The organism is Streptomyces sp. NPDC058741, assembly GCF_042746715.1.
In the GTDB taxonomy this organism is placed as follows: Bacteria; Actinomycetota; Actinomycetes; order Streptomycetales; family Streptomycetaceae; genus Streptomyces.
Genome location: NZ_JBHYQH010000011.1, coordinates 20,800 through 46,300, shown reverse-complemented (window position 1 = coordinate 46,300; position 25,501 = coordinate 20,800). Strand labels below are relative to the sequence as shown.

General features: G+C 71.1%; 24 protein-coding genes and 1 tRNA gene. 14 read left to right on the top strand and 11 right to left on the bottom strand.

From position 1 onward, the window contains the following. Positions 1-132: 132 nt before the first annotated feature. On the bottom strand, positions 133-1,443 hold the full coding sequence (locus ACFW6P_RS11790; RefSeq protein ID WP_386423549.1) for a hypothetical protein: 1,311 nt from the start codon (positions 1,441-1,443) through the stop codon (positions 133-135). A gap of 781 nt (positions 1,444-2,224) precedes the next feature. After that, positions 2,225-2,446, bottom strand: coding sequence for a LexA family protein (locus ACFW6P_RS11785; RefSeq protein WP_386351896.1), 222 nt, complete (start codon positions 2,444-2,446; stop codon positions 2,225-2,227). 45 nt (positions 2,447-2,491) lie between these two features. Here ACFW6P_RS11785 and ACFW6P_RS11780 point away from each other — a divergent pair, with 45 nt between their 5' ends. From ACFW6P_RS11780 to ACFW6P_RS11750, 7 genes are all read left to right on the top strand, one after another. Continuing rightward, a complete protein-coding gene (locus tag ACFW6P_RS11780; RefSeq protein ID WP_386351899.1) occupies positions 2,492-2,830 on the top strand; it encodes a DUF6233 domain-containing protein in 339 nt (112 codons plus the stop codon). 317 nt (positions 2,831-3,147) lie between these two features. Further along, positions 3,148-3,717: a dihydrofolate reductase family protein gene (locus ACFW6P_RS11775; protein WP_386351902.1), complete on the top strand. Its 570-nt coding sequence runs from the start codon at positions 3,148-3,150 to the stop codon at positions 3,715-3,717. Between the two features lie 416 nt (positions 3,718-4,133). Continuing rightward, positions 4,134-5,549 (top strand): FG-GAP-like repeat-containing protein, encoded by a 1,416-nt coding sequence (locus ACFW6P_RS11770; RefSeq protein ID WP_386423547.1) that lies wholly within the window; start codon positions 4,134-4,136, stop codon positions 5,547-5,549. A gap of 35 nt (positions 5,550-5,584) precedes the next feature. Further along, on the top strand, positions 5,585-7,006 hold the full coding sequence (locus ACFW6P_RS11765) for an FG-GAP-like repeat-containing protein (RefSeq protein ID WP_386351907.1): 1,422 nt from the start codon (positions 5,585-5,587) through the stop codon (positions 7,004-7,006). Between the two features lie 88 nt (positions 7,007-7,094). Beyond that, complete coding sequence (locus ACFW6P_RS11760; protein WP_386351910.1) at positions 7,095-8,108, top strand: Yip1 family protein; 1,014 nt, start codon at positions 7,095-7,097, stop codon at positions 8,106-8,108. Between the two features lie 347 nt (positions 8,109-8,455). After that, positions 8,456-9,814: an NADP-specific glutamate dehydrogenase gene (gene gdhA / locus ACFW6P_RS11755; RefSeq protein ID WP_386423545.1), complete on the top strand. Its 1,359-nt coding sequence runs from the start codon at positions 8,456-8,458 to the stop codon at positions 9,812-9,814. 272 nt (positions 9,815-10,086) lie between these two features. Then, positions 10,087-10,422, top strand: coding sequence for a cupin domain-containing protein (locus ACFW6P_RS11750; protein ID WP_386423543.1), 336 nt, complete (start codon positions 10,087-10,089; stop codon positions 10,420-10,422). Positions 10,423-10,432: 10 nt separating this feature from the next. Here the strand turns inward: ACFW6P_RS11750 and ACFW6P_RS11745 are convergent, their stop codons facing one another. Both ACFW6P_RS11745 and dcd read right to left on the bottom strand, forming a co-directional pair. Continuing rightward, the gene (locus ACFW6P_RS11745) at positions 10,433-10,930 is read right to left on the bottom strand and encodes a phosphoribosyltransferase (protein WP_386423606.1); all 498 of its coding nucleotides are present in this window, start codon (positions 10,928-10,930) and stop codon (positions 10,433-10,435) included. A 58-nt stretch (positions 10,931-10,988) separates the two neighbouring features. Continuing rightward, positions 10,989-11,564 (bottom strand): dCTP deaminase, encoded by a 576-nt coding sequence (gene dcd, locus ACFW6P_RS11740; RefSeq protein ID WP_386351916.1) that lies wholly within the window; start codon positions 11,562-11,564, stop codon positions 10,989-10,991. Positions 11,565-12,098: 534 nt separating this feature from the next. On the opposite strand from dcd, the gene ACFW6P_RS11735 reads away from it, so the two are divergent. Together ACFW6P_RS11735 and ACFW6P_RS11730 are read left to right on the top strand one after the other, a co-directional pair. Beyond that, a tRNA-Gly gene (locus ACFW6P_RS11735) sits at positions 12,099-12,172 on the top strand. 694 nt (positions 12,173-12,866) lie between these two features. Further along, the gene (locus tag ACFW6P_RS11730; RefSeq protein ID WP_386423541.1) at positions 12,867-13,319 is read left to right on the top strand and encodes an ATP-binding protein; all 453 of its coding nucleotides are present in this window, start codon (positions 12,867-12,869) and stop codon (positions 13,317-13,319) included. A 442-nt stretch (positions 13,320-13,761) separates the two neighbouring features. Here the strand turns inward: ACFW6P_RS11730 and ACFW6P_RS11725 are convergent, their stop codons facing one another. The 4 genes from ACFW6P_RS11725 to ACFW6P_RS11710 all read right to left on the bottom strand — a co-directional run bounded on the left by ACFW6P_RS11725 (position 13,762) and on the right by ACFW6P_RS11710 (position 17,446). Beyond that, on the bottom strand, positions 13,762-14,685 hold the full coding sequence (locus tag ACFW6P_RS11725; protein WP_386351949.1) for a hypothetical protein: 924 nt from the start codon (positions 14,683-14,685) through the stop codon (positions 13,762-13,764). 92 nt (positions 14,686-14,777) lie between these two features. Next, positions 14,778-14,966 carry a YbdD/YjiX family protein gene (locus ACFW6P_RS11720; RefSeq protein WP_386351952.1) on the bottom strand — a complete coding sequence of 63 codons (189 nt, stop codon included), beginning with the start codon at positions 14,964-14,966 and terminating at the stop codon, positions 14,778-14,780. After that, positions 14,963-17,131 (bottom strand): carbon starvation CstA family protein, encoded by a 2,169-nt coding sequence (locus ACFW6P_RS11715; protein ID WP_386351955.1) that lies wholly within the window; start codon positions 17,129-17,131, stop codon positions 14,963-14,965. The genes ACFW6P_RS11720 and ACFW6P_RS11715 overlap by 4 nt, the downstream gene beginning before the upstream one ends. Positions 17,132-17,221: 90 nt before the next feature. Further along, positions 17,222-17,446 (bottom strand): DUF3311 domain-containing protein, encoded by a 225-nt coding sequence (locus ACFW6P_RS11710; RefSeq protein WP_386351957.1) that lies wholly within the window; start codon positions 17,444-17,446, stop codon positions 17,222-17,224. Positions 17,447-17,624: 178 nt separating this feature from the next. Between ACFW6P_RS11710 and ACFW6P_RS11705 the strand changes: the two genes are divergently transcribed. From ACFW6P_RS11705 to ACFW6P_RS11695, 3 genes are read left to right on the top strand one after another with little or no spacing between them, the layout of a single operon-like run. Continuing rightward, on the top strand, positions 17,625-19,181 hold the full coding sequence (locus ACFW6P_RS11705; protein ID WP_386351960.1) for a sodium:solute symporter: 1,557 nt from the start codon (positions 17,625-17,627) through the stop codon (positions 19,179-19,181). Then, positions 19,178-19,768, top strand: coding sequence for an RNA polymerase sigma factor (locus ACFW6P_RS11700; RefSeq protein WP_386351963.1), 591 nt, complete (start codon positions 19,178-19,180; stop codon positions 19,766-19,768). The genes ACFW6P_RS11705 and ACFW6P_RS11700 overlap by 4 nt, the downstream gene beginning before the upstream one ends. Further along, complete coding sequence (locus ACFW6P_RS11695) at positions 19,765-20,043, top strand: hypothetical protein (RefSeq protein ID WP_386351966.1); 279 nt, start codon at positions 19,765-19,767, stop codon at positions 20,041-20,043. Before ACFW6P_RS11700 ends, ACFW6P_RS11695 begins: the two co-directional genes overlap by 4 nt. A gap of 100 nt (positions 20,044-20,143) precedes the next feature. Here ACFW6P_RS11695 and ACFW6P_RS11690 read toward each other — a convergent pair whose 3' ends face one another. Continuing rightward, positions 20,144-20,878 (bottom strand): FG-GAP repeat domain-containing protein, encoded by a 735-nt coding sequence (locus ACFW6P_RS11690; RefSeq protein WP_386423540.1) that lies wholly within the window; start codon positions 20,876-20,878, stop codon positions 20,144-20,146. Positions 20,879-21,228: 350 nt separating this feature from the next. Next, positions 21,229-22,902 (bottom strand): MFS transporter, encoded by a 1,674-nt coding sequence (locus tag ACFW6P_RS11685; protein WP_386351969.1) that lies wholly within the window; start codon positions 22,900-22,902, stop codon positions 21,229-21,231. A 360-nt stretch (positions 22,903-23,262) separates the two neighbouring features. Here ACFW6P_RS11685 and ACFW6P_RS11680 point away from each other — a divergent pair, with 360 nt between their 5' ends. Beyond that, entirely contained in the window at positions 23,263-24,390 is a 1,128-nt protein-coding gene (locus ACFW6P_RS11680) for a RimK family alpha-L-glutamate ligase (RefSeq protein ID WP_386351972.1), read from the top strand. Between the two features lie 26 nt (positions 24,391-24,416). Here ACFW6P_RS11680 and ACFW6P_RS11675 read toward each other — a convergent pair whose 3' ends face one another. Continuing rightward, positions 24,417-24,854 carry a hypothetical protein gene (locus tag ACFW6P_RS11675; RefSeq protein ID WP_386351974.1) on the bottom strand — a complete coding sequence of 146 codons (438 nt, stop codon included), beginning with the start codon at positions 24,852-24,854 and terminating at the stop codon, positions 24,417-24,419. Positions 24,855-25,292: 438 nt separating this feature from the next. On the opposite strand from ACFW6P_RS11675, the gene ACFW6P_RS11670 reads away from it, so the two are divergent. After that, positions 25,293-25,496 (top strand): cold-shock protein, encoded by a 204-nt coding sequence (locus ACFW6P_RS11670; protein ID WP_073941483.1) that lies wholly within the window; start codon positions 25,293-25,295, stop codon positions 25,494-25,496. Positions 25,497-25,501 lie beyond the last annotated feature (5 nt).

Below are 25,501 nucleotides of genomic sequence, written 5' to 3'. Positions count from 1 at the left end.
CGTTCCGACCGTTTCGACGCCCCCTGTTCCGAGTCATCGGGACGGGGGGTGTCGGCATTCCAGGGCTGGTGCCGCGGGGGTGAAAGGGGCAGCCGCGGGCTGGAGCAGGATGCCGAGGGCAGGACGGGACATCTATTGCCTCTGCCCTGGCATTCCATAGAGGGCGACTTCAGTCGTTCCACTGTAGATGAAAGACAGACCGAAGCGCCTGTTCCAGGATTCCAGGTCCCCAGGTGTAGGCATTTTACCCACCTCGCCGGGCTCAGAAATAGTGTGCGCCACATACGGTTCGTCAGGATCGAGGACCCACCAGGTGGTGAGCACCCTGGGCTTTCGAGTGTAAGCCAAGACAGCGCTGCTCAACTTCATGCCGTAGGTTTGCCGTACAAACGGAAGCGGATATTCTGCAACCCATCGGGGGGCGTAATCAACTTCCTCCAGCTTCTCGTTCCATGAGTAGTGCGCCTCATTGACACGGATTGTAACCCTGTCTTTTCGGGCGATATCCGTCCAGACTGCTGCCGTCAGGGCATCGTAAGGCGCCCTCTTTGGCACTTCCACGATCTTGTCCTCGAAGAGGCTCTCTCCTGGCCCCAGGTAATTACCTTCCCGAGCGATCGGCCCGGATTCAATCACAGTGCGGCGGACGTCCGCCACGTTTCTGTGGATTTCAGTCCAACCATTCAGGAGATCACTCTTCCAGTCCGACTCCTCTCGCGGCTTCCCGGTCACAACCCCTCGCATTCCCTGCACGGAATAGAGACTGCGAACAAGATAGACGGAAACCTTGCCAGAATTCTTCAACCGGATACGCAAGGGAACGAGAGTATTTCCGTCATCACTCACTGACGGAGTACCGAAGGAAGCGGTCGAATCTATGCGAGGAAGAGCGGCATACGGCTGATAGATCTGCGAGTACGAAAAGTTGGCGACAGCCAGGAGGCCGGTCACGAAGACACCGATTGCAAAGTTCCGAGGGGATTTCAGAAATCGCCACACCTTTTCTTGATGCAGCATGACCCACAGAGCCCACACGGCCCAGAGAACCAGGATGATCCACACAGGCATATACGGCGTGAAGTCGCCCCCTTGAGCCTGAACTGCCAGCATCATGAGGTTGGCGACCAGCACAGTCAGACAACCCAGCATCACGACTGCACCGGAGAGTCGCAAGTGCGCTTCTCCCGCTTTTCCCCAGTAATTGATGACTGCGATCACGGATACCAGCGCCATCGCCGCAGCAGTGAGCATGAAGAAGCCGGTCAAACGACCCAGATAAGAGAGCGCACCGGCCGCATCCGCAAGGCCGATCCTGCCGATGACGCACCCGCCGACCAGAAATCCTGCGGCAATTCCGGCAACCTTGATTCGGTCTTTGACGGATCGAGGCCACCTCGTGTCATCAGAGGAGTCGTCCACGTAACAAGGAAAGATCTCTCCCACGGGGACATGCTCGTGGCTGTATCGCTGCGGAACCCGCTTTACTCCGCCCGTGGGCGGGTCTCGTGTAAACGCGCGACGTCAAAAAGATCATGGTGATCTTCTCTGACTCGGCAGGGCAGCGACTGACAACAGCCACATGTGCGCTTCCCAGTGCCGATACGGTGAGTGGCCTTATCGGCAGGTGTCAATTCGGGTGGCAGCACCGTACGTACAGCGATCGTCGCGCTCTTGTCGAAGGGGCTGGGCGCGCACGGCCGGCGCTTGGACCGCCGCCACCGGCAGCCCGGTGACCGCGCGGCGGTGGCGGCCGCCGAGGACGTCAGCGGCTTGCCCGCACGGCCTTCGGCGTCGCCGCGCGGAACGACTGGCGTCCTGTCGAAGTGCGCGCGGTACGTCCTCGATCATCCCCGCGCCATGGGCGGCGATGCTGCCCGCGGAGGGGATGCGTCAAGGCCGTGTGCCACGGCCGATGCCCTTCCAGCCCACGGTGGTGACAACGGTCGCGCCACCCCGCCTCAGCGTCCGGCAGGACGCCCATACTTCAGGCACCCTCCTCCTCGGGGACGCCCCCTTCCGACGTGTGTGTCGTGGACCGGCGTCCGCACCGGGGCGGGACTCGTGCAGGGCCTTGGCCATGCGCCTCGTCCACCGCCAGGAAGAGTCGCCGCTGCGCAGCCTCGGCGGCTGACCGGTCCTGCTCGTCCCCGCCATCAGCGGCACGACGCCGGTCTGGCGCACCCCACCTGGTCTGATCGGCGACAGCCGCATCAGCGACCGGGTCTCACACGAGGCGGATCCCCCGTGCCCTGCCCGGCTCGCGCGCGATGCTGCCCTTCGTCTCCAGCTCGCGCAGCTGGTAGTGCACCGACGAGGGGCGCAGCCCGACCGTCGCGGCGATCTCCGCGACGGTCGGCGCCTCGCCCCGGTCGGCGATGGCCGTGCGGATACAGCGCAGGATCTGCTCCTGCCGGTCCGTGAGGTACTCGACCCGATGCCTGGCCACCTCTCGATGGGATCACGTGTTCGAATATTGGTGCAAGCTGGAACCGTGACCGACCTGCCGCCCGACCTGCTCCGCCTGCGGACCCTGGAGACCTTCCTCGGGCTCCTCCTCGCCGAGGTGCGTCAGGCCATCGCGCGGGCCGAGCAGCGGCAGGCCGAGCAGCGGCACGGTGAGAAGCGCCGGCCCTCCGCGCCGGACTGGCTGCTGGAGCAGGGGCTGAACCGTGACGCCCCGCCCGTGCAGGTGCACACGGGCGGCTGCTGGAACAGGGGCAAGCGGTCCAGGGGCGTCAGCCGGGCCGAGGCACTGCGGGCCCTCACCGACGGTGTGAAGGCCTGCGGGGCGTGCAGACCGGACAGCGCGCTGGGCTATCTGGAGGGCTAGGGGTGCCCCCCGGGGCTCACGCGACGAGTTTCGGGGACCGGCCCGGCCCACCTCTCCGCATGGGTTATCCGAGCCCCGACCCCCGAGCCCCGAGCCCCGAGCCCCGCGCCCCGAGCCCCGAGCCCCGAGCACGAGGACATGCGATGACCTCCGTGGTGATGCGCAACGGCGTACCTGGCTCGGTCGGCTCCCAGCACCTCCTGGAGGACCCGCACGGTGATCCAGGGCGACCGCGTCCCGCATCTGCGCCACCGGGTCCGTCGTACGCAGCCGTGAGCACCCACGCACAGCCGTGGGCCGGAGAGAAGGGGCCGGTCATGAACGACATGCCACCACAGACCGCCGCCGGGAAGGTGCTCTGGCACTTCTCCATGTCCCCGGACGGCTTCGTGGCGGGGCCGAACCACGCGATGGACCGGGTGACGGCCGCGACCGACCACCCCGGACTCGTCGAGGCGTACACGGAGACCACCGGGGCCGTGCTGGGCGGCCGGACCGGCTGGGACGCCTTCCCCGACCCCGGCACGATCTACGGCGGCGCCTGGCAGGGTCCCCTCTTCGTGCTCACGCACCACCCGGAGGACGCCCACCCCACCCCCGGCGTGACGTTCCTGAACTGCGACGTCGCCGAAGCGGTCCGGATCGCGCTGAAGGCGGCCGGCCGCAAGAACGTCGAGGTCTTCTCGCCGACCATCGGCCGGCAGCTCCTGGAGCACGGGCTGCACGACGTGCCCGTGCTGCTCGGCGACGGCATCCGGCTCTTCCTCGGCGACGGCATCCGGCTCTTCGACGACCCCGGAGGCCTGCCCGTACCACTGGAGTTCCGCAACGGTGACGACCGGAGGGCCGCCGTGAACGTGCGCTACCGGCCGACACCGACCGGCTGAGGCCCCGGCGGCTCCCGGGCACCACCTCGGTGCGCCGTCCCGACCGCCCGCGAGACCAACCGAACTCGCGTACAACCCTTGCTCACCCACAGGGGTCTCCTGATCGCCGACCACCCGTGAACCACCGGACGACTCCCGGCGAACACGGACGGTCCGGCCCTCCGTCGACAAGACACGCACCTCACCCGCCTCACCCGCCTCACCTGCCTCACCTGCCTCACCCGCCTCACCCACACCCGCCTCACCCGCCTCACCCGCCTCACCCGCCTCACCCGCCTCACCCGCCAGGCTCTCGACACCCGGACGACGGGCCACCCGACGCTCCGCCCGCACCCCGGCGGCTGAACCACCCCGCCCCGCTGCCGGCCGCGGCCGAAGGTCCCGGCCCGCCTCCCCTTCCCACCCGGAGCCCTTCCTTGCGCAAGCGCACCCTCCTCCTGGCCACCGCCCTCACCACCGGCCTGCTTTCCGCGACCCTCGCCACCCCGACCGCCACCGCCGCCCCGTCCGGCCTCACCGGTGACTTCAACGGCGACGGGTACCGGGATGTCGCCATCGGCGCCATGAGCGCCGACGTCGGCACGGTGCAGAACGCCGGTGCCGTCGTCGTGCTCTACGGCTCGTCGACCGGCGTCTCGGCGGCCCGCAAGACCGTGATCACCCAGAACTCCGCCGGCGTTCCCGGCACCGCCGAGTACGGCGACCGCTTCGGCAGCAGCCTCGCCACCGCCGACCTGGACCGCGACGGCTACTCCGACCTGGTCGTGGGCGCGCCGCACGAGGCCATCGGCGACCGGGACGGCGTCGGCTCGGCCACCGTCATCTGGGGCGGCAGGTCCGGCCTGTACGGCGGCAAGGGGCTGCCCCAGCCGTCCGACCTGTCCGAGTGGGGCGGCTTCTCCTCCGGCGCCGCGACCGGCGACTTCGACGGCGACGGCGCCCCGGACGTGACCCTCACCGGCCAGTCCCGCACCCGCCTCTACAAGGGCCCCTTCACCCGCACCGGCGGCCCCGCCAGCCACACCAGCCTCGGGCTGTTCGGCTCGACGTACGAGGTGTTCGCCGGCGACCTCGACCGGGACGGCGACGCCGAGCGCGTCTACCCCTTCCTCGTCGACGGCGACGAGGGCGGCGAGATCAGCTACCACGGCTGGACCGGCACCAAGTACGCCGCCACCGGCATGCCCCTGGCCGACGGCGAGGAGGGCGCCGTCGCGGACGTCGACGGCGACGGCTACGGCGACCTGGTCCTCGGCGACCACCAGGACCCGCGCGCCGGGAAGCCCGGCGGCCACAAGGGCGGCCAGATCACCGTCTGGTACGGCGGCCCCTCCGGCCCCGACCCGGCGCAGACGCCCACCGTCATCCACCAGGACACCGAGGGCGTCCCCGGCGCCGGCGAGACCGACGACGTGTTCGGCTCGGCGCTCAGCGCGGGCGACGTCAACGGCGACGGCTACGCCGACATCGCCGTCGGCGCCTGGGGCGAGGACCTCGGCTCCGTGAAGGACGCCGGCTCGGTCACGATCCTCTTCGGCTCGGCGTCCGGGCTCACCGGCAGGAACGCCGAGTCCTACACCCAGGACACCGCCGGCGTCCCCGGCAGCAGCGAGACCATGGACGCCTTCGGCATGACCGTCCGCCTGGCCGACCTCGACAAGAACGGCAAGGCCGACCTGGTCACCGGCGCGGGCTACGAGAACGGCTACGGCGCGGTCACCGTCCTGCGCGGCACCTCCACCGGACTGACCACCTCCGGCGCGACGTTCGTCTCCGCCCGCGACGTCTCCCTCAAGGGCGGCGCCGACTTCGCCTGGGCCATCGCCCAGTGACCCCCCGACGACACCCCAGCGAGGCACCCACCGCCATGCGGACCCGTATCACCGCCGTCCTGCTCGCCACCGCCCTGACCCCGCTCACCCTCACCCTCACCGCCCCGGCCCACGCCGCCGGCGCCGCCGCCCCCTGGGACTTCAACGGCGACGGCCGCACCGACCTCGCGATCGGCGCGCCCGGCGCCACGGTCTCGGGGAAGACGAAGGCGGGCGCGGTGTCCGTCGTCTACGGCAGCACGAGCGGACCGAAGACCTCCACGCGCACGCTCCTCACCCAGAACGCGGCCGGCATCCCCGGCACCGCCGAGGACGGCGACGCCTTCGGCTCCGCCCTGGCCTCGGCAGACCTCAACACCGACGGCTACGCCGACCTGCTGGTCGGCGTGCCCGGCGAGGACTCCTACGACACCAACAACGGCACCGTCACCATCGTCTGGGGCGCCAGCACCGGCCTGAGCGGCGCCCGTTCGCTCTACAGCCCGTTCGACACCGACTACGACCGCTACGGCCGGACCCTCGCCGCCGGCGACTTCGACAACGACGGCGACCTCGACGTGGTGGCCGGCTCCACCGGCCCGGTCACCCTCACGCTCGTCAACGGCCCGATCACCCAGACCGGTTCGCCGAACGGCGCCTCGGGCGGCCGCAACAGCTGGTGGTCCTCGTCGTACGGCACCACCCACGTCTCCTCCGGCGACGTCACCGGCGACGGCCACCCCCGCGCGGTCCTGCACGGCCGTACCGCGCACGACGGCGCCGCCGCCACCGGCCTGGCCGACCTGGAGATCGGCAACTACAACGACTGGCTGCAGGACCTGCCCGGCGGGTTCGTCTCCGCCGTGGGCGACATCGACGGCGACGGCCACGCCGACATCGCCGTGGGCAACGACCGTGAGGCCTCGGCCGACCCGGGCGGCGCCCTCGGCGGCAAGGTCACCGTCGTCTACGGCGGCCCCGGCGGCAAGGCCACCGACCGCGCACCCCTCGTCCTCACCCAGGACACCGCCGGGGTGCCCGGCGCCTCCGAGAAGGGCGACCGCTTCGGCAGTGACGTCGCGCTCGGCGACGTCAACGGCGACGGCCACGCCGACCTGGTCGTGGGCACCGCGGGCGAGAACGGCTCCGCGGGCGCCGTCACCGTCCTGTACGGCTCGGCGTCAGGCCTGACCACCAAGGGCGCCACCTCGTACACCCAGAACACCTCCGGCGTGCCCGGCACCTCGGAGAGCGGCGACCGGTTCGGCGAGCGCGTCACGCTCGGTGACCACACCGGTGACCGCCGCGCCGACCTGTCCGTCTCCGCGCCCGGCGAGAACGCCGCCGACGGCGCGGTCTGGTCCCTGCGCGCCACGTCCACCGGCCTCACGACCACCGGCTCGACGAGCTTCGGCCCGGCCACGACCGGCATCTCGACGACCGGCACACCGGGCTACGGCACCGCCCTCAACTCCTGATCACCCCGACCCGGGCGGGCCCCTCGGGTAACCCGTACGGCCCAACCCCGACGACAAACGGATCCCCAAGGCCCCTGCCCCTTAAGGGATGTCACAGCTCGGCCGCAAAGCCGGGCCCACGAGCCCGGGCCCGGCACACCGCCGTCCGGGACCAGGTACGTTCGAAGACGTGGCTGGATTCAGGATCGGACGCGGCCGTGACAACGGCGCTCCTCAGACGCGACCGCAACACCCCCCGTACGGGCAGCAGACGCCGCAGGGGCCGTCGTACGGCTCCCCGCAGGCGCCGCAGCCGTATCCGCAGCAGCAGCCGTACGGCAGCGGCGGCGGCCCCTCCTGGCCGCCGCAGTCGCATGCCGCCCCCGGCCGCGGTTACGGCGACCGGGGCGAGCCGGAGTACTTCGGCGACGGCGCGTCCCCACCCGGCCCCCAGGGTCCGCAGGACCCGTACGCGGCGAACAACCCGGGCCACACCCAGGCCTTCTCCGTCGGCGAGGACCCCTACACCCAGGGCGACACCTACCGCGCCGGCGCGGCCGCCCCGCCGCCCGGCCCGGTCGGCCCGCGCCTGCCCTGGAAGGCCCTGCTGAAGGGCATCGTCCTCTCCCCGAGCCAGACGTTCCTGCAGATGCGGGACTACACGATGTGGGGCCCGGCCCTCATCGTCACGTTCCTCTACGGCCTGCTCGCCGTCTTCGGCTTCGACGGCGCCCGCGAGGACGCGATCAACGCCACCCTGTCGAACGCGGTGCCGATCGTCCTGACGACGGCCGTGGCGATGGTGCTGAGCGCGTTCATCCTGGGCGTGGTCACCCACACGCTGGCCCGCCAGCTCGGCGGCGACGGCGCCTGGCAGCCCACGGTCGGCCTCTCCATGCTGATCATGTCCTTCACGGACGCGCCCCGCCTGATCTTCGCGATGTTCGCCGGCGGCGACGCGACGTTCGTGCAGATCCTGGGCTGGGCGACGTGGGTCGCGGGCGGCGCGCTGCTGACCCTGATGGTCAGCCGCTCCCACGACCTGCCCTGGCCGAAGGCACTGGGCGCGTCGGCGATCCAGCTGATCGCGCTGCTGTCGATCGTGAAGCTGGGCACCGTCTGAGGCTCCAGGCACGCGAGGAAGGGGTTCCCCTCGCGGAGCCCCTTTTTCCGGCCCTCCTCCGGCCTGATCCCGGCCCGGCCCCTGTCCGGCCCGTTCCCGGCCCGTTCCCGGCCGGGCGATCCACCGCCGATCGGCAAGCGGTCCGGGAGCGATTCGGGGGCGATCGGGGGCGATCAGCGGTCGATTCGGCCCGAGTCTTGGTATCGCGTCGACGCCCGGGTCACACTGAAGATCCGGCCGTTCCGCCGTATACGATCCGGAGCGGCCGTCGTCCTGCGCGCGGCAACGGTGCCGAGCGCCCGTCCCCGGTCACCGTACCGGTGTCAGCCGCGCCAGAAAGAGACCCCGTGAGCTCACCGACGTCCTCCCCGTTCTCGCTCGACCTGCTGCGCGCCGAGATCGAGCGCCGCAACCCCGCGGAACCCGAGTTCCACCAGGCCGCACGCGAAGTGCTGGACACCCTCGCCCCGGTGCTCGGGGCACGCCCCGAGTACGCCGTGCCCGGCCTCCTCGCACGGCTGGTCGAACCGGAGCGGCAGATCCTCTTCCGGGTGCCGTGGGAGGACGACCAGGGCCGGGTCCACGTCAACCGCGGCTTCCGGGTCGAGTACAACAGCGCCCTCGGCCCCTACAAGGGCGGTCTGCGTTTCCACCCGTCGGTGAACCTCGGCATCATCAAGTTCCTGGGCTTCGAGCAGATCTTCAAGAACGCCCTGACCGGCCTCGGCATCGGCGGCGGCAAGGGCGGCAGCGACTTCGACCCGCAGGGCCGCAGCGACGCGGAGGTCATGCGGTTCTGCCAGTCCTTCATGACGGAGCTGCACCGGCACATCGGCGAGTACACCGACGTACCGGCCGGCGACATCGGCGTGGGCGGCCGCGAGATCGGCTACCTCTTCGGCCAGTACCGGCGGATCACCAACCGCTGGGAGGGCGGCGTCCTCACCGGCAAGAGCGCCGGCTGGGGCGGCTCACTGATCCGGCCCGAGGCGACCGGATACGGCAACGTCCTGTTCGCGGAGGCGATGCTGCGCGAGCGCGGCGAGGACCTCGAGGGGCAGACGGCCGTCGTCTCCGGCTCCGGCAACGTCGCGATCCACACCATCCAGAAGCTGGCCGCCCTCGGCGCCAACCCGGTGACCTGCTCCGACTCCAGCGGCTACGTCGTCGACGAGAAGGGCGTCGACCTCGACCTGCTGCGCGAGATCAAGGAGGTCGAGCGGGGCCGGGTGAGCACCTACGCCGAGCGCCGCGGCGCCTCCGCGCGATTCGTGCCCGGCGGCAGGGTCTGGGAGGTCCCGGCCGATGTCGCCCTCCCGTCGGCCACCCAGAACGAGCTGAACGCCGCCGACGCCGCCACCCTCGTCCGCAACGGCGTGAAGGCGGTCTCCGAGGGCGCCAACATGCCCACGACGCCCGAGGCGGTCGACCTGCTCCAGCAGGCGGGCGTCGCCTTCGGCCCGGGCAAGGCGGCCAACGCCGGCGGAGTCGCGGTCAGCGCCCTGGAGATGACGCAGAACGCGGCCCGTACGTCATGGAAGGCGGACCAGGTCGAGAACGAACTGGCGCGCATCATGACCGACATCCACACCACCTGCGCCGAGACCGCCGAACGCTACGGCGCCCCGGGCGACTACGTGACCGGCGCGAACATCGCCGGCTTCGAGCGGGTGGCGGACGCGATGCTGGCACAGGGCGTCATCTGACCCACCCCTCGCACCATCGACCACGGGCGTGCCGTGCCCGCCGGGAGGGCGGGCACGGCCCTCCCGGCGGGCCCGGGGGCCACGGACTCGCCGCGGCGGAAGACCCGCCCGGCGCACGCACAGGCGACCGAACCCGGGAGGCACGGAGCGAGCACTCGGGGGGTGGGGCACACCCGCCGGGCCGACGGGACGGACGAACGGACCACCATGCCTCCCACTCGTACCCCACGCGGCCCTGGTCACCGCCCGGTCCTCACGGGAAGGCTGACGCCATGCAGAAGACGCTCTCCCTCGACGCCCTCGCCCGCGAACACCTGGAACAGGCCCACGCCACGCGCAACGGCCGCAGCGCCACCACCGTCCACGGCGGCCGCGAGCACACCCTGCGCCAGACCCTCCTCGCACTGACCGCCGGCACGGCCCTCGCCGAGCACGAGAACCCCGGTGAGGCGACCCTGCTGATCCTGCGCGGACACGTCCGCCTCACCAGTGGCGACACCGAGCGGGAGGGCCGCGCCGGCGACCTGATCGTCATCCCGCCCGCCCGGCACGGCCTGGAGGCACTGGAGGACGCGGCGGTGCTTCTCACGGTCGTCGCACAGGGCTGACGACCGGGACTCAGGCGTCCAGCACCTGCCCCGCGCGCTTGATCACCGGCGGTTGAACCGACCAGGGGAAGTTGATCCACTCATCGGTCCGCTTCCACACGTACTCGCACTTCACGAGCGACTGGGACTTCTCGTAGACGACGGCGCTGCGCACCTCGGCGACGGTGTCGAGGCAGAAGTCGCGCACCAGCTTCAGCGTCCTGCCCGTGTCGGCGACGTCGTCGGTGATCAGCACTTTCTTCTGGGAGAAGTCGATCACGTTCGGGACCGGCGCGAGCATGACGGGCATCTCCAGCGTGGTCCCCACCCCCGTGTAGAACTCCACGTTCACCAGGTGGATGTTCTTGCAGTCGAGGGCGTAGGCGAGCCCGCCGGCCACGAAGACGCCGCCGCGGGCGATGCTGAGCACGATGTCGGGCTGGTAGCCGTCGTCGGCGATGGTCTGCGCGAGCTCGCGCACCGCGACGCCGAAGGCCTCGTAGGTCAGGTTCTCCCGCACACCGCTCACGTCTTCTATGCCGCTCACGTCCGGCTCCCGCTGTCCGTGCCCCCGCTGTCCGCGCCGCTCACACCTGGGTCCGGTGGAAGTTGAGGAAGGACCGGGAGGCGGTCGGCCCCCGCTGCCCCTGGTACCGCGACCCGTACCGCTCACTGCCGTAGGGGAAGTCGGCGGGCGAGCTGAGCCGGAACATGCACAGCTGCCCGATCTTCATGCCCGGCCAGAGCTTGATGGGCAGGGTGGCGAGGTTGGACAGCTCCAGGGTGACGTGCCCGCTGAAGCCGGGGTCGATGAACCCGGCGGTGGAGTGCGTGACGAGCCCCAGGCGCCCGAGCGAGCTCTTCCCCTCCAGCCGGGAGGCGAGATCGTCGGGCAGGCTGATGACCTCGTAGGTGCTGGCGAGCACGAACTCACCGGGGTGCAGGATGAACGGTTCGTCCCCCTCCGGCTCGACGAGCCGGGTCAGGTCGGCCTGCTCGATGGCGGGGTCGATGTGGGGGTACCGGTGATTCTCGAACACCCGGAAGAAGCGGTCGAGGCGCACGTCGATGCTCGACGGCTGCACCATCGCGTCGTCGTAGGGATCGATCCGCACCCGTCCGGCGTCGATCTCGGCCCGGATGTCTTTGTCTGAGAGAAGCACGCCCCGAGGATACGCAAGGCGCGCGGAGCGCCCACAACCGGACGACTCCACGCGCCTGCGCACGTACTCCCGTGTACTTGTCCGTCCTCGCGTCGCTCTGCCCGCTACCGCTTCTGCAAGCTCACGGGCACGACGCTCCGGAGCCGCGCACAGCGCGGACACCGGAGCAGCCGCCCGGGGCCGAGCCGCTCGGCCTGCTGCATCGGGAACGAAGCGGTGCTGAACACGTGCCCATCGGCACAACGGACGACGGTGCGCTCCATCAAGTCCAAGAGTCCCTTCCCCAAGAGGCGCGTCGGGCTGCTGCTCGCCTGACGACAAATGCCACAGTAATGGATCAAAGGGACGACCCTCAGGCGGCATGCCCGACCCGCCCGGGCCCTCCGCGAGGCCCCCACCGTACGCCCCAACTCCGCTCCCCCGCAGCCGCATCCCATCCCTGAGACATCATCAGGCCCCGCGGCGCGAACACCGGGGGCCTGGCATGAGGTAGAGTGGCTGAGCATTCGGACACCGACTCGGTCGGAGTCTTGCGCGGGTGTAGTTTAATGGTAGAACATCAGCTTCCCAAGCTGAGAGCGCGAGTTCGATTCTCGTCACCCGCTCCATGCGAAACCCCCAGGTCAGAGGCCCGGGGGTTCTTTGTTGCCTAGACCGGTGAGTGGTCGCCCGCACCCCAAACGCACCGGGCGTACGTACCCCTCCCCGTCCCCCGCAGCTACCGGGCCACGGTGTGGGCCTCCGGGCCGGTCACACCCCCGCCTCCGGACTCGTCGGTGATCCCGGTGACCTCGAAGCCGGCGAGCGTGGCGTACAACTCCAGCTCGCGTGGCCCGACGTGGCGCCGAGGCCGGTGGCGACCTCGTGCCGGTGCTCCTCGCCCGAGTGCCGACAGATCAGCGCGGCCTTCTCGGACGACGGCCGGCGCGCACCACCGTGTCCTTCAGGGTGGGTCCGGAGGGAGCGCATGTGCCCGGTGTGCCGCAGGTCCTGGAACCGGAAGCTCTCCGGGGTGCCGGCGCGGAACAGGGGGCTGTGAGGCGAACGTCGGCGACCGGACAACCCGCAGCCGCTGGAGGAGGCACGCGAGATCCCCCGGGAGGCGGCGGCTGGCGGCAGTCGGCCGTTCCTCTCGGATCGGCAGGAGTGACCGGGGAATCCACCCGGTGCCTGCTGTCAACCGGATCGCACAGCAGGACAACTCTTATGCAAAGCCCCCCAGTGGCCTGCGGACGACACCTCGCGTGAGGCGGGGACGCCGTTGACACAGACAGGCTGCGTTCACCCCTCTGCGAGCCCGCTATGTCCATCCTCGGCACTGACGTGTCCCGTACCGCGTGCACCAGCAAGTGGATCCTCCCCGCGACGCTCGAATCGCCGCGGCAGGCACGGCGACAGGTGACGGACGAGCTTCGCCGCAGGTGTCACTCCCAGTGTGCCGAGGAAGCCGCACTGGTCATCTCCGAACTGGTCACCAATGCGGTCCTGCATGGCGCGAGTCCCGTCTGGCACATCCTGAAGGTCGTGTGCGACGGAGCCTCCTCGTGCGTCATCCGTGTCGAAGTCGGGGATCACGGGCTCGGCTGGGACGGCAGTCTGACGCCTCGGAGCACGGGAGGCGACGCATGCGGCGGACGCGGTCTCCACCTGGTCGAGGCTCTCAGCTCCCGGTGGGGCACCTGCCGCCTCCCTCACGGCCAGCTCGTATGGGCCGAACTCACGACGGCGTCCCCCCACGGCTTCTCGAGTGTCTGATTGACCAAGACATCACCGGTCGAGCGAACCGGTGCGATACCGGTGGGGCGAGGCTCGGCAGCGCCCGCGCGGCGGACCAGCCGCGTGCTGTTCGTCCCGACGTCGGAAAGGTGCCCCGGTCAACCGCGGTCGGAGGCACACGGATCCGTCGCAGTCCGCCTTTCCTGAGCCGTACCGCCCTGCGGCGGATCAGCGTCACGGGCGGGTGAAGCACCGTTCGACGACGTCGCGCGCTCTGATCCGGGCAGCGGCGGCTGCGCGAACGCCGCCTCGGGGCCGGGCAGTCCATGGGACCCGTCACCCGACCGTGATCCCCGGCCGCCGATCGTTCGGCGACGGATCCAGCGCGGCGCGAGTCACCGGGCAGTCAGGCCACGACCGCCGAGAACGACGTCCCGCAGATGGAACCGGCGATGGGCGGGAACACCTTCAGCCGGCCGGCTCAGTGGCCGCTCCAGTAGCGGAAGGTGCGTTCCGGATCGGGCAGGAGATCCCAGGGATGGGAGGTCATGTAACGCCCTGTCCGTGTGAGGACCCGCCGGGCGTCGGCGGGCCGGTGCGTCTGGACCAGGGCGAAGGCGAGGATGTTGAGGTCCATCAGTGCCTCGGCATGCGGGGTGGCACGGGAGTCGAACCACTGCTTCAGGGCCGTGTCGATCTCCTCGGTCACGTGTGGTTCGTTCCACAGGAGCCCCGCCCCCGGCACCGACTGCCGCAGCCGGTGGGCGACGATCTCCACGTGAGCCGCGACGGGCAGCAGCGCGACCGGGGATCCGTACGGTGCCCGGGCGGCGCTCTGCCGGGCGAAGTCCAGCATGTCGGCGACGGTTCCCCGGCCGCGCGGGGATAGGTACCTCAGCAGGTCGTGGTAGGCCGTCCGGTGCCACGGGGCTCGGGAGACGGCCTCGGTCCAGACGGGAACGGCGTCGTGGACGGGTACCGCGAAGGAACGCATCAGGTCCAGCAGAGCCAGCCACGGTGTCGGGTCCGCGGAACAGACGTCGGCGGCGCGCAGGCACGCCTGCTCGGCCGGGCCCGCAGCGGCCCGCCCCTCGGCCGCGGCTCTGGTGACCTGGACGAAGGCGCTCAGGACCAGGGCGTCCCCGTCGCCGGGACGGTCGGCGGCCCAGCGCGCGCAGACCGCGGGGGGCAGGTGCCGGGCCAGTACGGAGATCCGGTGCACACGCCGGTCCCAGTCCCGCCCCGTGGCGCGCAGCAACTCGGCGACCGGCTCCCACACGGGGCGCGTGGTGCCCGCGCCGAGACCGTGGAGCTGTCCCGTGGGGCGGAGCCGGGCCAGGGTCACGCGGAGGGGCTGATCGTCGAGTTCGGGGCGGGCCTGCAGGGCTGTGCGGCGTCTGAACATCTTGGTTCCGGTCGGGTACGAAAGGGTGGTGCGGGGCGGGCGCGCCGGTCAGGGCTGGTCGGCGCGCCCGCCCCGCGGTCGTCGCCGCGGCGTCAGCAGCAGCGGCTCTGGGGGTGGGTCTCCTGGTGCAGAGCGCGCTGCACCTGGTACTCCCGGCGGGTCGGTACCGGCGCTTGCGGGTGGTGGCGTCGGTACCGCTCGCAGTAGCGGTCGTACTCCGCCTCTCCGGTCAGCTCCCGCACGTACCAGTGCACGGTCCGCAGCCAGCGTGCGGCCCTCATGCCCGCACCTCCGACAGGGGCTCCTCCCGCTCCGCCGGCACGTCGATGCGGGAGGCCACGTACGGGACCTCGCTCGTCGGCAGCGGCTCGGAGGTCCGGACGGCGCGGACGCAGACGACCGCGCAGTTGACCAGCACGATGAGGACCAGCAGGAGGAAGATGGCCATGATCACGCCGTCGACCGTGTTGTTGAGCACGATGGTGTGCATGTCGTCCATGTTCGTGGCCCCCGGCAGGAGCTGGCCGGCGTCGATGGCCTGCGCGTACTTGTCCCGCAGGGCGAAGAAGCCGATCTTCGGGTCGTCGGAGAAGATCTTCTGCCAGCCCGCGGTGAAGGTGACGGCCACGTCCCAGGCCAGCGGAATGCCGGTGACCCACGCCCAGCGCAGTTTGCCGGACTTGATCAGTACGGTGGTGGTGACGGCCAGGGCCACCGCGGCCAGCAGCTGGTTGGCGATGCCGAACAGCGGGAACAGCTGCTTGATGCCGCCCAGCGGGTCGGTGACACCGGCGTACAGGAAGTAGCCCCAGGCGCCCACGACCAGAGCGCTGGTGATCCAGATGCCCGGCTTCCAGGTGACGCGGCCGATCGGCTTCCAGACGTTGCCCAGCATGTCCTGGAGCATGAAGCGGCCCACTCGGGTGCCCGCGTCCACCGTGGTGAGGATGAACAGGGCCTCGAACATGATGGCGAAGTGGTACCAGAAGGCCTTCATCCCCGCCCCGCCGAACACCCCGGCGAAGATCTCCGACATCCCGACGGCCAGCGTGGGCGCACCACCGGAGCGGCCGACCAGCGTTTCCTCCTCGACGGCCTTGGCAGCCGCGGCGAGCTGGTCCGGGGTGATGCTGAAGCCGAGGTTCTTCACCGCTTCCGCCGCGGTATCCACCGTCGGGCCGAGCAGCGCGGCGGGGGAGTTCATGGCGTAGAACAGGCCCGGTTCCAGCACGCAGGCCGCGATCAGGGCCATGATGGCGACGAAGGACTCCGTGAGCATGGAGCCGTACCCGATCAGCCGGACCTGGGACTCCTTCTGGATCAGCTTGGGGGTGGTGCCGGAGGAGACCAGCGCGTGGAAGCCCGACAGGGCGCCGCAGGCGATGGTGATGAACAGGAACGGGAACAGTGATCCGGCGAAGACCGGTCCGGCGCCCGTCGAGGCGAACTCGGTCACCGGCTCCGCCCTGAGGTTCGGAGCGGCGATCACCACACCCACGGCCATCAGGGCGATGGTGCCGACCTTCATGAACGTCGACAGGTAGTCACGGGGCGCCAGCAGCATCCACACCGGGAGCACGGAGGCCACGAAGCCGTAGCCGATGAGGCAGAAGACCAGGGTCTCGGGACTCCAGACGAAGTACTGGGCCAGCGAGGAGTCCTGGATCCAGCCGCCGCCGAGGATGGCGAGCAGCAGCAGTACCACGCCGATGAAGCTGGTCTCCACGACCTGGCCCGGCCGCAGGTAGCGCAGGTAGAAGCCCATGAAGAGGGCGATGGGGATGGTCATGGCGACCGAGAAGGTGCCCCAGGGCGACTCGGCCAGTGCGTTGACGACGACCATGGCCAGCACCGCGAGCAGGATGATCATGATGGCGAAGACACCGATCAGTGCCGCCGCACCGCCCACTCTGCCGATCTCGTCCCGGGCCATCTGGCCGAGGCTCTTGCCGTCCCGGCGCATGGAGAGGAACAGGACGATCATGTCCTGGACCGCGCCGGCGAAGATCACGCCCACGATGATCCAGATCGTGCCCGGCAGATAGCCCATCTGCGCGGCCAGCACCGGACCCACGAGCGGACCGGCGCCGGCGATCGCCGCGAAGTGGTGGCCGAACAGCACCCGGCGGTCCGTCGGGTGGTAGTCGACTCCGTCCTCCAGCCGCTCGGCCGGGGTGGCGCGGGTGTCGTCGACCTCCAGGACCCGGCGGGCGATGAACCGTGAGTAGAAGCGGTAGCCGATGGCGTACGAACCGAGGGCCGCCATCACCAGCCACACGGCGGAGATCTCCTCGCCGCGGGAGAGCGCGAGGACTCCCCAGCCGACCGCGCCGGCCAGCGCGACGGCCGTCCAGGTGAGGATCGAACCGGGGGTCGTGCGGGACCGCCGGGACGGCGGGCCGCCCGCCGCCGGCGGAGCGGATCCGGGCGTGGCTGACGTAGGCATGGCGACTCCTCACCTGGAGGTGTGTGGGATGGTTCGCGAGATGTTCCGAAGCGGTACGCGGAGCGATACGGGGAGGGGAGGCGGCGCCGATCAAGGGCCGTGACGGTCGTCGTGCCTGTTCAGCACGTAGGCCGCCAGCAGGCAGAGGCCGCACCCCGGTACCCAGGCGAGCTGGTACCAGTAGAAGAACGGCGTCCCCGCCAGCCTTGGGCCCTCGCCGGCGTACCAGGGGATCCACAGCAGTCCCGCGGCGGGAGCGAGCAGCAGCAGGCTGACGGCTACGCTTCGTAGCCGTGGACGTCCGGTCCGTGCCATGACCTGCACTCCTCTCTCCCTCGCTGTGGGTCTGTGCAAGAGTTGCCCATACGCCTGAACCGGTTGACAGCGGATGTCCAGAAGATTTCCTGCTGTTTCTCCGCCCTCCTCTGTCCTCCGAACCGGCCTCCTGCGCAACCAGGAGGCGAGGGTCCAGGCACACCAGGGAAGGTGACCCATGGCGGATGGCGCCATGACCACAACGTTCCTCGCCGTGATCGGCGGAGCGTCGCTGCTCGCCGTCACCGCGCGCCGCCTGCACCCCGTCGACCGGCTGCCCTCGCTGGACGGCTGGGCGCTCGCCGACCGCAGCCTCGGCCCCGTATGGACCTGGTTGCTGCTGGGCGGCACGATCTTCACCGCCTACACCTTCACCGCCGTACCCGGTCTGGCTTACGGCAACGGCGCCGCCGCCTTCTTCGCGGTGCCGTACACGGTGATCGTCTGCCCGATCGCCTTCGTCCTGCTGACCCGGCTCTGGTCGGTGGCCCGCCGCCACGGATACGTCACGGTCGCCGACTTCGTGCGCGGACGCTACGGTTCACCGCCGCTGGCGCTCGTGGTCGCGCTGACCGGGATACTCGCGACGATGCCGTACCTCGCGCTGCAACTGCTCGGCATACGGGCCGTGCTCACGGCCGGGGGCCTCTACCCCCGGGGCGCGGCAGGCGACCTGGTGATGGTGGCGCTCTTCGCGGGGCTGGCCGTGGCCACCTACCGGCACGGGCTGCGCGCGCCCACCGTCATCTCCGCGCTGAAGGCGGTGGCGGTCTTCGTCTCGCTGACCGCCGTCACCTGGCTGGTCCTGGAGCGGCTCGGCGGGCCCGGTGCCGTGTTCGAGGGCGCGGCCCGGCGGCTCGGCGGCACGGACGTGGCCCACTCCCCTTTGGTCCTCTCCCCGGAACAGCAGCCCCCGTACGCCACGCTCGCCCTCGGTTCCGCGCTGGCCCTGCTGATGTATCCGCACGTGCTCACCGCCGGGTTCGCCGCCGACAGCCCGCGCACCCTGCGCAAGGCGTGCGTGGCGCTGCCTGCCTGGACGGGCCTCCTCGCGCTCTTCGGCTTCCTCGGCATCGCCGCGCTCGCGGCCGGCGTCCGGGCGCCCCGGGGCGGCGCCGAGTCCGCGGTGCCCATGCTGGTCGACCGGCTGATGCCGGGTCCGCTGGCCGGGCTCGTGTTCGGCGCGATCACCGTGGGGGCGCTCGTCCCCGCCGCCGTCATGTCGATCGCGGCCGCCACCAGCTTCGTACGCAATGTGTACGTCGAGTACTTCCACCCCACGGCCACGCCCAAGCGGCAGGTGCGCACCGCGAAGGCCGTGTCGCTCACCGCGAAGGTGGGCGCGGTGGCCTTCGTGTTCGGACTGCGCGACCAGGACGCCATCAATCTCCAGCTCCTCGGCGGGGTCTGGATCCTGCAGATCTTCCCGGCAGTGGCCGTGGGGCTCTTCACCGGGCGGCTGCATCCGCGGGCGCTGCTCGCCGGATGGGGCGTGGGCATGGTGGCCGGGACTTTCATGGTCGTGCGCGAGGGGTTCTCCCCCGTCGTGCCGCTCGGTCTCGGACCAGTGGAGATCTACGCGGGGTTTGCGGCCCTGCTGCTCAATCTGACCGTCGCTGTGGCCGGAACCGCGGCCCTCGAACGCCTCGGCGTCGCGCGCAGCGCCGATCTGACCGACCTGCCGTCGCGCCTGACCGTGAGGTGGCGCCCGGAGAGTGGAGCAGACAACCCGTGAGACGCAGACAGACAACATCCGTACAGGAACCTCCCGTCGGACAGCCGGCTCAGCCCCCTGCCGAGCCCCTTTCGCCCGCGCCGACACCTCCGGCCGACCTGGAACGCGAGGCCGGTCTCGCCCGGCTGTTCGAGCTGCACTACTCCTCGATGCTGCGGCTCGCCCACCTGCTCGGTGCGGACGACCCGGAGAACGTGGTGGCCGAGGCGTACTACCAGATCTACCGCAAGTGGCAGCGCCTGCGGGACGTCGAGGCGGCCGAGGCCTATCTGCGGTCCACCGTGTGCAACCTGATCCGCATGCGGATACGTCACCTCCAGGTCGCCCGCAAGCACGCGGAGACCGAACCGGACGAGACCGCCGCGTCCGCCGAGAGCACCGCGCTGCTCCGCGACGACCAGCGCGTTCTGGTCGACGCGCTCCAGCAACTACCACCACGCCAGCGCGAAGCGCTCGTACTGCGGCACTGGCTCGGACTGAAAGAGAGCGAGATCGCCGCCACGATGGGCATCTCCTGCGGTTCGGTGAAAACACACATGTCACGCGGCACCACCGCTCTGACCCAAGCTATGGAGGCCCGGCGATGAACCGCACCAGCCCGGATCACACGGAGCGGGAGCTGCGCGAGGCCCTGCAGGCGCTGGCCGACGGGGTCCAGGCCGCCCCCGACGCCTATTCCACGGCACGTGGCGAGTGGCTGCGCCGCGAACGCCGGCGGCGGCTCATCCTCGCGGTGCTGATCGCCATCGTCTTCGCCGTGGCCACCCTGATCGGCCTGTGGGTGCTCAACCAGGCCCCGTCCGGCCCGAGCGTGATCTTCTCACTCGGCCGGACATCACTGTATTCACCCTTCCCGGCGTAGGAGGCAGTGTGGGGCCGGTGGTGTCCCTGCGCCCGACGGGATGGTCAGGGTCGCGGCCGTGCGGTTCTCCGTGGGGAGGACCGCACGGCGTGTACGTGGGTCAGCCCGACAGGACGTCGCCGAAGTACGCCAGGCCCGACGGTCCACCCGGTGTCGTGCTGCCTAGGGACCTGGCGCCGGTGGCCGTGATGCCGGTGGAGGTGCCGCGCAGGACCCAGGCCGCGCCCGCGCCGCCGTTCTCGCCGCGGGCGCCGCTGATCAACTCGGCGCGGCCGTCCTTGTCGACGTCGGCGATGACCGCGGCGTAACCGCCGGCGACCTCGGGGCCCGCCGTGAGGCCGGAGGCCGTGCCCTTGTAGAGGACGCCGCGGGTGCGGTGGCCGCCGGTGATCTCCTCCTGGCCCAGGACGAGCAGGTCCGACCTGCCGTCGCCGGCGACGTCGCCCGCGGTGATCTGTTCGGTGCTGACGCCGGTCCGGTCCTGGGTGTCGATGCCGCTGAGGCCCGCGGCCACGCCGGTGCGGGAGCGGGGGCCCTTGAGGACGTTCAGGCCGGGAGCGGCGATGTTCACCGCGGCCAGGTCGGTGGCGCCGTCGCCGTCGAAGTCGCCGGTGGCGACGGACCAGCCGAGCTCGTAGCGGTTCTCGGGGAGCGGCGAGCTGATGTCGGTGCCGCCCTGCAGGGACACGTCGGCGGCCGTGATGTTCTTGGCGCCCTGGGTGGTCAGGCCGGTGGAGGTGCCGCGCAGATGGGTGACCATGCCGTAGCCGTTCTCGTGGGCGGTGCCCGCGATGAGGTCCGCCTTGCCGGTCCGGTCGAGGTCGACCGGGCGCACGGCCTTGCGAAGGCGTCGCCGGCCTCCGCGGTGCCGGGGACGCCGGAGGTGTTCTGGCTGTAGGCCTTGGCGCCGTCGGTGGTCAGACCCGAGGCCGGGATACGCCGGGCGGTCAAGCGGCCCGGATACACCGGGCGGTCGACCAACCGACCCGTACGCACCGGGCGGTCACCCAACCCGGACGCACCGGGCCGTCAGTCGACCCGGACACGCCGAGCCGTCAGTCGACCCGGACACGCCGAGCCGTCAGTCGACCCGGACACGCCGAGCCGTCAGTCGACCCGGACACGCCGAGCCGTCAGTCGGCCGGGATGCGCCGAGCCGTCAGTCGACCCGGACACGCCGAGCCGTCAGTCGGCCGGGATGCGCCGAGCCGTCAAGCAGCCGACCACCGCCAGCGCGGCCATCCCCGCGGCCGACACCGTCAGTGCCTGCTCCCTCGCCCGGGCGTTGATGCGTACCAGTTCGTCCGCCGCCGGTCCCGTGACGCCGCGTGCCGTCAGCCGCGCGCGCAGGGCGTCGTCGGAGGCGGCCGTGATCTGGACCTGCTGTTGCAGCGTCCGCGTCGCCGTGTCCTTCTGGCCGGCGGTCAGGACGGCGCTGTCCCGCACCCCCGTCTCGAACGCGTACAGCAGCGTCGCCGTCATCAGGGCACCGGCGAGCGCGACCCCGAAGGAGCTGCCCAGGTAGCCGGCCGTGCGCGACAGGCCCGTCACGTCGCCCACCTCGTCCGGCGGGGGCGCCGACTGGACGAGGTCCGTGATCGTCGTGGCCATGCCCCGGCCGATCCCGATGAGGAGGATGCCGGGTGCGAGGGCCAGACCCACTGCCGTCACCCCCTGGGCGTCGGGGGTGAACAGGAGGGCGACGGCGGCGCAGCCGGCGGCCATGAAGACGAACGCCCCCCGTGCGGCCGCGCGGTGGGTCATCCGCCCGCGGCCGACGCGCCGGGCCGTCGGGCCCGCGGCCAGCATCAGGCCCAGCGCCGTCGGGAGCAGGACGACTCCGCAGCGCAGCGCGTCGAGTCCGAGGGTCGTCTGCAGGAACACCGGGATCAGGAAGAGCACACCGCCGGGCACCAGGATCTGCATCAGCTGGGCCCAGGTCCCGGTCCGGACGGTGCGGTCGCGCAGGACCGACAGCCGGACCAGCGGGTCCCTGCCGCCACGGACGAGGTGGCGCTCCCAGCCGGCGAAGGCGGTCAGGACGAGCAGCCCGACGGCCGACAGGAGGGGGACCGGCGACACACCGCCGCGCTCCAGGAGCGTCTGCCCGAACAGTACGAAGTCCTGGCGGGCCTTCAGGAGGCCGTAGCGCCCCGCCAGCAGGCTCGCGACGACCAGCAGGGCCAGGCCGGTCGTGGACAGCACCACCCCCAGGACGTCGGAGCGCTGTGCGGTGGGGGCGGGGGAAGGCCGGGCGTCGGCCGTCTGCCGCAGGAGCCAGGTGACCGCGAGGGTGATCACGGCCGTGAGGAGGAAGGACACGCGCCAGTTCAGGTAGGCGGTGATCAGGCCGCCGAGGACGGGACCGGCCGTCGCGCCGACCCCGGACGTCATGGCCAGGGTGGACAGCGCCTTCGTGCGGACGGCTCCGGTGAAGGCCGTGGTGAGCATCGCCAGGAGGGCCGGCAGCATCGCGGCCACGCCGAGCCCCTGGAGCAGGGACCAGCCGAGCAGCGCGAACGGCAGGCTCGGGGCGAAGGCGGTGACCAGCGCCCCCAGCGCGAAGACCGCGCCGCCGAGACGGAAGGTCCGCCGGTACCCGTGGCGGACGCCGGCCTTGCTCCCCGTGATCAGGAACGCGGCGACGACCAGGGCGTAGAGCGAGATCACCGCCTGCACGCCGGTCAGCGTGGTGTGCAGGTCCCGGACGAGGTCCGACAGCGCCACGTTCATGGCGGTGGAGGTGTAGTTGATCAGCAGGTTCTCGGTGGCGAGGAGGAGGAAGAGGGTTCTGGCGGCCGGTGACGCCCTCTGCTCGGCCGGGCCCCTGGTCCGCCGCCCTCGGTTTCGCCACCGCACGAATGTGCCCCGCCGTTCGCTCGCTCCGCCCGGGCGGGCGACCGTCCGCCGCCGGGACCGACCACGGTTGCCGCCCGCCGGGGTTCAGAGTGCACGCCCGTGCGCACCACGGGCCCGCGGGGCGCGCGGCGCTGGCCCATGCGGGCGACACCGCACCCGCAGGGGGCTCGCCGGGCACCGGCCGGGTCGCCGAGATGCGTCCGCCGGAGGGGTGTGCTGACCTGGGTGAAGGGCGTGAACGCGGCGCTGCGGCGCGGCGTTGCGCGGCCCCGCCCGCCGCGCCGGGGCGGGACTCCCGGGCAGAGAGCGAGGCCGGCACGGCGACGCCCCGACCGCGTCCGGACGGCGGAGATGGTGCCGATGAACAGGCAGGCGACGACACCCCGCAGGGCCGGGACTTCCCGGCCGCACCCGTCGCCGGCCCCTTTCCCGCTCGGCGCCCGGCCCGTGCTGAGGGTCGGGACGTTCCTGCCGCCCGCCCTCTCCCACGGCGGGGTCCCGCCGGGCGCCCGTGCCGAGGCCGGCCGGATCCCGGCCGGAGAGCAGGCGCTGCTGAGGGAGCTGCTGGCCGGTCTGACGGGCGTGGAGTTCGTGCACGACCTGGACATCCGCCGCTCCTGCATCCGCAACGGCAGGGTGCACTGCGGTGAGGTCTGCCTGCACGACCTCGACCTGTACGTCTGGCACGCGGAGATCGCACGGGACCCCGGCGGCTACACCCAGGAGGCGCTGCGCACGCTCAGCCTGGACGTCCCCGTCGTCCCCGACCCGGAGCGCTTCGCGACGTGCCTCGACAAGTACCGGGCCCACCTCGCGCTGTCCCGGGCCGGACTGCCGGTGCCCGACACGCTCCTCGTCGGCCACCACAACACGGAAGCCGCCGCCCCCGTCCTCGCGGAGTGGGGCCGCGCCCTGCTGAAGCCCCGGCTCGGTTCCTACGGGCAAGGGGTCCTGCTGGTGGAGGACTTCGCGACGCTGCGCGACCTCGTGGGCTTCCTGGACCACGAGGTCGCGGCCCGTTCGGACGGCACCCTGCTGCTGGAGCGGATCTGCCCGAGCAGCGGCCCCGGGGACTGGCTCGGCACGACCCTCCTCGACGGCAGACTGATGTACGGCTACCGCAAGCGCACCCACCGGTTCACCCGCCTGTCCACCGATGTGTGGAAGGTGTACGACCCTCGGGGTGCGGGAGGTGACGTCGACGGGTGCGACGTGCCGCCGGCCCACGCCCGGCTCGTCCGGCGGGCCCAGCGGATCCTGGGTCTGCCCCTGGTCGGGTTCGACCTGATCGTGAGCGAGGGCCGGCCGGTCATCGTGGACGAGAACACCTTCCCCGGCCTCTACCCCGACCTCTTCGCCGCCACGGGACGCTCGCTCGGCCACGAACTGTGCGCCTTCGTAGCGGGGGTGGTCGGCGACCTCGGCGGGAGACGCCCGGAGCGCGCGCGGGCTCCGGGGAATCCGGACGTACCGACGCTCGCCCGGTGACCGGGGCGGAGCCCTTCCGGCCCCGGCTACACGCCGTAGTAGGAGATCGAGATCGTCGTGCCGGACCCCGCCGGGCTGACCTGCACGGTCAGGCCGTCGTCGCCCTTGCGGGCCAGCAGGTGCACGCTGGTCTCCCCCTCGTACTTGGAGAGGATGTCCCAGCCCTCGTCCTCCAGCAGGCGGATGTAGAAGTCGCCCACCCTCTCCACCGAGTCGTCGGTGCGCAGCATGGTGAACCCCTTGGCCTCGGTGACGACCTCGGCACCCGGGTAGGTGCGGACCGGCCCCGTGCCCTCGTCCTCGTCCGGCCGGCTCGTCGTCGCGGCGGGGCCGGTGGTCGTCTCGGTGACCGTCCGGGTGCCCCGCGGCTCCCCGCCCGAGTCGCCGCAGCCCGTGGTGAGGACGGCGAGGGACACGAGGCCGCTCGCCGCGGCGAGGACGGACCGTCCGTGCGTACGGGTCATCCGGTCAGTCTGTGAGCGGCCCCGGGCCGCTGCAAACGGAACGTGTACGCACGGTCACGACCCTCCGGGGGAAGGAGACGAAGGCCACACGAGGGCGGCGGGCGGGGTGTTCACGCCGTGCGGCGTCGACACCCGGCACGGGGGCCTGCGGGCGAGGTCACAGCGGTGCGGGCGAGGGAACCGGGCGGTAGCACTGCACCCCGGGGAGTCAATATCTGTCACGGCGGCATGAGAAATCGAAGCGGCGCGCTTCGAATATTCCCACCGGCCCGGACGGCCGGAATTAACGTACCGCACACGGGCGAAGCCAACGTGCTACTGTCCTCATCAGTTGTTGCAGGTGTGGTTGCCAGAAGGTTTTTCCGACGGCTGATCAACACGGCGACACGGAATACGCACAGGGCGTTTTCCTGACCCCGCCTCCGAAGGAGAAACAAAATGGCTACCGGTACCGTGAAGTGGTTCAACGCGGAAAAGGGCTTCGGCTTCATCGAGCAGGACGGCGGCGGCGCCGACGTCTTCGCCCACTACTCGAACATCGCCTCCCAGGGCTTCCGCGAGCTGCTCGAAGGCCAGAAGGTGTCGTTCGACATCGCGCAGGGCCAGAAGGGCCTGACGGCCGAGAACATCGTTCCCGCCTGACGCAC

Excerpts from the sequence above, each read along its gene's own strand:
- ACFW6P_RS11715 (WP_386351955.1), bottom strand. The coding sequence starts at position 17,131 with ATGCCTACGTCAGCCACGCCCGGATCCGCTCCGCCGGCGGCGGGCGGC.
- ACFW6P_RS11765 (WP_386351907.1), top strand. The coding sequence starts at position 5,585 with ATGCGGACCCGTATCACCGCCGTCCTGCTCGCCACCGCCCTGACCCCG.
- ACFW6P_RS11730 (WP_386423541.1), top strand. The coding sequence starts at position 12,867 with ATGTCCATCCTCGGCACTGACGTGTCCCGTACCGCGTGCACCAGCAAG.
- ACFW6P_RS11710 (WP_386351957.1), bottom strand. The coding sequence starts at position 17,446 with ATGGCACGGACCGGACGTCCACGGCTACGAAGCGTAGCCGTCAGCCTG.
- ACFW6P_RS11720 (WP_386351952.1), bottom strand. The coding sequence starts at position 14,966 with ATGAGGGCCGCACGCTGGCTGCGGACCGTGCACTGGTACGTGCGGGAG.
- ACFW6P_RS11705 (WP_386351960.1), top strand. The coding sequence starts at position 17,625 with ATGGCGGATGGCGCCATGACCACAACGTTCCTCGCCGTGATCGGCGGA.
- ACFW6P_RS11695 (WP_386351966.1), top strand. The coding sequence starts at position 19,765 with ATGAACCGCACCAGCCCGGATCACACGGAGCGGGAGCTGCGCGAGGCC.
- ACFW6P_RS11750 (WP_386423543.1), top strand. The coding sequence starts at position 10,087 with ATGCAGAAGACGCTCTCCCTCGACGCCCTCGCCCGCGAACACCTGGAA.
- ACFW6P_RS11670 (WP_073941483.1), top strand. The coding sequence starts at position 25,293 with ATGGCTACCGGTACCGTGAAGTGGTTCAACGCGGAAAAGGGCTTCGGC.
- ACFW6P_RS11680 (WP_386351972.1), top strand. The coding sequence starts at position 23,263 with ATGAACAGGCAGGCGACGACACCCCGCAGGGCCGGGACTTCCCGGCCG.
- ACFW6P_RS11725 (WP_386351949.1), bottom strand. The coding sequence starts at position 14,685 with ATGTTCAGACGCCGCACAGCCCTGCAGGCCCGCCCCGAACTCGACGAT.
- ACFW6P_RS11675 (WP_386351974.1), bottom strand. The coding sequence starts at position 24,854 with ATGACCCGTACGCACGGACGGTCCGTCCTCGCCGCGGCGAGCGGCCTC.
- ACFW6P_RS11760 (WP_386351910.1), top strand. The coding sequence starts at position 7,095 with ATGTCACAGCTCGGCCGCAAAGCCGGGCCCACGAGCCCGGGCCCGGCA.
- ACFW6P_RS11775 (WP_386351902.1), top strand. The coding sequence starts at position 3,148 with ATGAACGACATGCCACCACAGACCGCCGCCGGGAAGGTGCTCTGGCAC.